A 4,143-nucleotide genomic window follows, 5' to 3' on the forward strand; every position below is an offset into this window, starting at 1 on the left:
AAGGATGGGTTCGATGGCGGAGTCGAGGTCGAACTGCGCCTGGTAGCGGGAGCCCATCCAGCCTACTGCAGGGCCGAGCCGCCACGCACCGTCTTCGCGCCTGACGAGGAATCTGGCTGCAGCGAGCGTGCGCGCAAGCCGCAGCACCGTGGGTTTGTGCATGCTGGTACGGCGTGCGAGCTCCGCCAGCGGGAGAAAGAGCTCGTCGCCTTCGAAGGCAGTGAGGATAGCCAGCGCACGCGCCACGGCCGTGACGTTCTCGTCGCCTGGACGCGTCGAGGTTCCCACCGGCCCGTCCGCGAGAAGTCGCTTCGGCGTCGCATGCGGCGGCTTGAATCTGGACTCTTGCGGCATGGCCGGATTGTATTCAAGCCCGCGCACCGTTACGTCAGGCGTAACGCATTGCCTATCCTGTATCTTTGTTCGGATCATGCGCTCCTTGATCCAGGAGACACGTTCCATGACAAACATGCACGCCAGGCGCCGTAGCTTCCTTGCTTCGGCGGCTGCAATCGCCGCGTTCGGCGCCTGGGCGCAGGGCGCCTCTTCGGTTTCGACCAGGATGGTGATTCCATTCGCCGCCGGTGGCGCGACGGACGTCCTCGGTCGCGATCTGGCCCAGGCCATGAGCACGGCCCTGGGACAGCCTTTCATCATCGAGAACGCCGGCGGCGGCGCCGGCGTGCCTGCCATGCAGAAGGTGACAGGCTCGAAGGCCGATGGCCATACGCTGCTCTTCGCCGCCTCCGGCAACATCACGGCACAACCCCTGCTGCAGAAGCCGCGCGTGGACATCCTGACCCAGCTCACGCCGGTGGGGATGATCGCGACGGCACCACACGTGCTGGTGGTGACGGCGAAGATGCCGTTCAAGACGATCGCGGAGCTGGTTGCGTATGCCAGGGCACATCCGGGCCAACTGAACTTCGGCTCTGCGGGCGTCGGGGGATTGGCTCACCTCGGCACGGAACTGTTCGCGCGCGCCGCGCAGATCGACATCAAGCACGTGCCGTACCGCGGGGCTTCGGCGGCGACCACGGACCTTGTCTCCGGCCAGATTCACGCGATGTTCGGAACCATGCCTTCGTTCACCGGCATGGCCCAGAACGGCTCGCTGCGCGTCATCGGCCTCACCGCCCCCAGCGCCGCAGCGCCTCTGAAGGGGATCCCCTTGATTTCGAACACCGTTCGCGGCTTTGGTTACAAGAGCTGGAATGCCATCTTCGCGCCCAACGGAACGCCGGAACCCGTCGTCGCGCGCCTCTACGCGGCGATGAAAAAAGCGTCGCTCGACCCTGGGGTGGCCAGGCGTTTCGAAGAACAGGGGGTCGACATCGAGCTTGCGGATGCGGCCGAGCTCACCGACATGATCCGCAAGGAAACCGGACTTTGGGACAAGGTGATCCGCGAAGCAAACATCCAGGTGAACTGATCTCTGTATGTCGCAACTCGCCWCTTCCGGGGCCGTGCCGAGGGTGACGCGCCTGTCGCCGGGAGCACGTCCCGCCGCGCCGCCGGGCTTGCGGAAATTCCTGTCGTTGCGGGATTTCGAGACAGGCGCCCGGCGCCACCTGCCGCGCCCGCTCTTTGAATACATCGCCGGCGGAGCGGAAGACTCGGCCTCGCTGCACGATAACCGCGCGGCATTCCTGGAGTTCGGTTTCGTCACGCGAGTACTGCGCAACGTGTCCGGCCGCAGCCAGGCGGTCGACCTTCTCGGTAGGCGCTACACATCACCGTTCGGTATCGCGCCTATGGGCATCAGTGCGCTCAGTGCGTATCGCGGCGACCTCGTGCAGGCCCGCGCAGCGGCGGCCGAGGGCGTGCCGATGATCATGAGCGGCTCCTCACTCATCCCGCTGGAAGAGGTGATGGCCGCGGCCCCGGAGACCTGGTTCCAGGCTTACCTGCCGGGCGAGACCGCCAAGATCGAGGCGTTGATCGACCGCGTCGACCGTGCGGGCGTCRAGACGCTCGTGCTGACGGTCGACACCGCCGTGCTCGCCAACCGCGAGAACAACATCCGTGCAGGCTTTTCCACGCCCCTGCGACCGGGCTTTCGCCTGGCGTGGGAGGGGCTCACCCACCCGCGCTGGACGATCGGCACGTTCCTGCGGACGCTCGTTATCCATGGCATGCCGCACTTCGAGAACTCGTACGCGACCCGTGGCGCTCCGATCCTCTCGTCGCAGGTGGCTCGTGACTTCGGCGCCAAGGACCACCTGGACTGGGAGCACCTGGCCCTCATCCGCCGCAAATGGAAGCGCATCCTGGTGGTCAAGGGCATCATGAACCACGAGGACGCACGCAAGGTGCGGGACATGGGCGCCGACGGCCTGATCGTGTCGAACCACGGCGGCCGCCAGCTCGATGGCACGGTCTCGCCGCTGCGCGTGCTGCCCGAGGTCGTCCGGGCGGTTGGCGCCGACTTCCCGGTCATGATGGATAGCGGCATCCGGCGCGGGACGGACGTCCTGAAGGCGCTCGCACTCGGCGCCAGGTTCGTGTTTGTCGGCCGCCCGTTCAACTATGCGGCCGCCGTCGCCGGCGAAGAGGGTGTGCGCCATGCGATCCGCATCCTGGCCGACGAAGTCCAGCGTGATCTGGGCCTGCTCGGTCTGACCTCCATTTCGGAAGTACACGGTGCACAGTTGCGCGACCTGGCACTCGCGAGGGAGGGTGACCATGGGCTGCGAATGCAGCCAGGTTCAGGCCGCTGAAGGCCCGGCACCGATAATGGGGGATGAGCTCCTCTCCTTCCCCTTCTTTCCCTTCTTCCGCCGGCAATACCGACTTCGCCAGCTTGCCGCTGAACGCCGCCGTGCTGGCCAACCTGCAGCAGCTCGGCTACCTCAGCATGACGCCCATCCAGGCTGCCAGCCTGCCGGTGGCGCTGCTGGGCAAAGACCTGATCGCGCAGGCCAAAACCGGCAGCGGCAAGACAGCCGCCTTTGCAATACCTCTGCTGGCCAATCTCAATGCACGGCGCTTTGCCATACAGGCCATGGTGCTGTGCCCCACGCGTGAGCTGGCCGACCAGGTGGCGACCGAGATCCGCCGTCTGGCGCGGGCCGAGGAAAACACCAAGGTGGTGGTGCTGTGTGGCGGTGTGCCGCTGCGCAACCAGACCGCCAGCCTGGAAAACGGCGCGCACATTGTGGTGGGTACGCCGGGCCGCATCATGGACCACCTGGCGCGCGGCAATTTGACCCTGGAAGCGCTGAACACCCTGGTGCTCGATGAGGCCGACCGCATGCTGGACATGGGATTCTTCGAGGACATCGTCACCGTCGCCAAGCAGTGCCCCAAAGAGCGGCAGACCCTGCTGTTCTCGGCAACCTATCCTGAAGGAATTGCCAAACTAAGCCAGCAGTTCATGAAGACGGCGCAAACCATCACCGTCCAGGCCCAGCATGAGAAGACCAAGATCCAGCAGCGCTGGTACCAGGTGCCCGACAGCGACCATGACGAAGCCCGCCTGGGCGCCGTTGCGCAGGTACTGCGGCATTTCCGCCCGGCCAGCACGCTGGCGTTCTGCAACACCAAGTCGCAGTGCCGCGCACTGGTGGCCTATTTGAAAGAGCAGGGTTTTAGCGCGCTGGCGCTGTTCGGCGAACTGGAGCAGCGCGAGCGCGACCAGGTGCTGGTGCAATTTGCCAACCGCAGTTGCTCGGTGCTGGTGGCCACCGACGTGGCCGCCCGTGGCCTGGACATTGCGCAGCTCGCGATGGTCATCAACGTCGACGTGACGCCGGACGCCGAAGTGCACATTCACCGCATCGGCCGCACTGGCCGCGCTGATGAAGAGGGCTGGGCCATCAGCCTGGCGAGCATGGACGAGATGGGTTATGTCGGAAAAATCGAGGTGCTGCAAAAGGCTGAATCCGAGTGGCACAAATTGACCGAACTGACACCCGCCAGCAATGAGCCGCTGCTGCCGCCCATGGTGACGCTGCAGATTGTGGGCGGGCGCAAGGAAAAAATCCGCGCCGGCGACGTGCTGGGCGCGCTGACCGGCGAGGCCGGCTTCACGCGCGAGCAGGTCGGCAAGATCAACGTGAATGAATTCTCCACCTATGTGGCGGTGAACCGCGAGATTGCCGCCGAAGCCCTGCACAAGCTGTCCACCGGGCGGGTCAAGGG

At 65.4% G+C, this 4,143-nt stretch carries 4 protein-coding genes; 3 read left to right on the plus strand and 1 reads right to left on the minus strand.

The features are described 5' to 3' along the window. Window positions 1–462: helix-turn-helix domain-containing protein (locus tag AC1D1P_RS16230; RefSeq protein WP_477673678.1), on the minus strand; the 462-nt coding region annotated here is incomplete at its 3' end. Here AC1D1P_RS16230 and AC1D1P_RS16235 point away from each other — a divergent pair. The 3 genes from AC1D1P_RS16235 to dbpA all read left to right on the plus strand — a co-directional run. Next, window positions 461–1,432, plus strand: coding sequence for a Bug family tripartite tricarboxylate transporter substrate binding protein (locus tag AC1D1P_RS16235; protein ID WP_477673679.1), 972 nt, complete (start codon window positions 461–463; stop codon window positions 1,430–1,432). The genes AC1D1P_RS16230 and AC1D1P_RS16235 overlap by 2 nt on opposite strands. Before the next feature lie 7 nt (window positions 1,433–1,439). Further along, a complete protein-coding gene (locus tag AC1D1P_RS16240; protein WP_477673680.1) occupies window positions 1,440–2,720 on the plus strand; it encodes an alpha-hydroxy acid oxidase in 1,281 nt (426 codons plus the stop codon). A 23-nt stretch (window positions 2,721–2,743) separates the two neighbouring features. Then, a partial coding sequence (gene dbpA / locus AC1D1P_RS16245; RefSeq protein WP_477673681.1) for an ATP-dependent RNA helicase DbpA occupies window positions 2,744–4,143 on the plus strand: 1,400 nt, incomplete at its 3' end.

Source organism: Polaromonas sp. P1_E1_2 (assembly GCF_056406035.1).